This is a genomic window from Lactobacillus sp. N54.MGS-719 (assembly GCF_000980505.1).
Taxonomy (GTDB): domain Bacteria; phylum Bacillota; class Bacilli; order Lactobacillales; family Lactobacillaceae; genus Lactobacillus; species Lactobacillus amylovorus.
In genome coordinates this window covers 1-973 of the sequence record NZ_LARO01000125.1, presented here as the reverse complement: position 1 = coordinate 973, position 973 = coordinate 1, and the positions used below count along the sequence as shown (strand labels likewise).

1 protein-coding gene is annotated in these 973 nt (G+C 40.2%); it reads right to left on the bottom strand.

The window, feature by feature from the left end:
* On the bottom strand, positions 1–684 hold a 684-nt coding region (locus tag WS44_RS09550), incomplete at its 3' end, for an MFS transporter (RefSeq protein WP_046434123.1).
* Positions 685–973: the final 289 nt, after the last annotated feature.

Below are 973 nucleotides of genomic sequence, written 5' to 3'. Positions count from 1 at the left end.
GCCTAAGCTTTGAAAAGCAAGACGTGGGGTTGAAAACATTTTTTTAATGACATCACGTAATAATGAACCTTTTTCATCTTTTTTAGCTTGGAGGAATTGATCGCTTTCATGCAAATGTCTTCTGATAAAGACTGTTAAAATTACTGGGACAATTCCGACCAAGAATAGTGCGTGCCAGCCAGCTGTTGGAATAATCCAAGCCGCAATTAATGCCGCAAAGATCGCACCGATTTGACCACCGACTGCCGCAATTGAGGTCATCTTACCAATTCTGTCGCTTTCAAAGTTTTCGGCGATTAAGGCAATGCCTACGCCATATTCACCGCCGGCACCAATACCAGCGAGAAAACGTAAGGCGTAGATCTCATAGATGTTGTTGGCAAAAGCCATTAAACCGGTGGCAATGGCGAAGATCAAAACCGTGTGTGAGAAAGTTTTAACACGGCCAATCTTGTCGCCCAAGATGCCGAAACAAATACCACCAACTAACATTCCTAAGTTAGTGATTGAGGAGATCAATCCAGCGGCTCCACCTGATAGATGTAAGTCCGCAATCATTGAACTCATCGCAAACGATAAAAAAAGCACATCCATGTTTTCAAGCGCAAAACCTGATGAAGTAGAGGCGATGACCCACTTTTGGTTTTTACTTAGTCCATGACTGTGCTGCGTAATATATTCCATATTTAATTCCTCCAAAACGAATGCTCTCTGTCATCCAATTATTTCTTCGTCTGTATATGATACGCTTTTTGAATAAATAAACAAGGGTTGTTATGAAAAAAAGATCATCCTATCGTGCTGAAAGAATGATCTGAAAACTTTGTTTTAAATCTAATATACTAACAATCCGACGCCTAATGCGACTAGACATAAGACAAATTCGATTACCAGTAATTTCCAACACCACTTGAACCATTTGTTAAAGTCGATGTTAACCATCATCAAACTCATCAAGATTAATCCGGTTGGG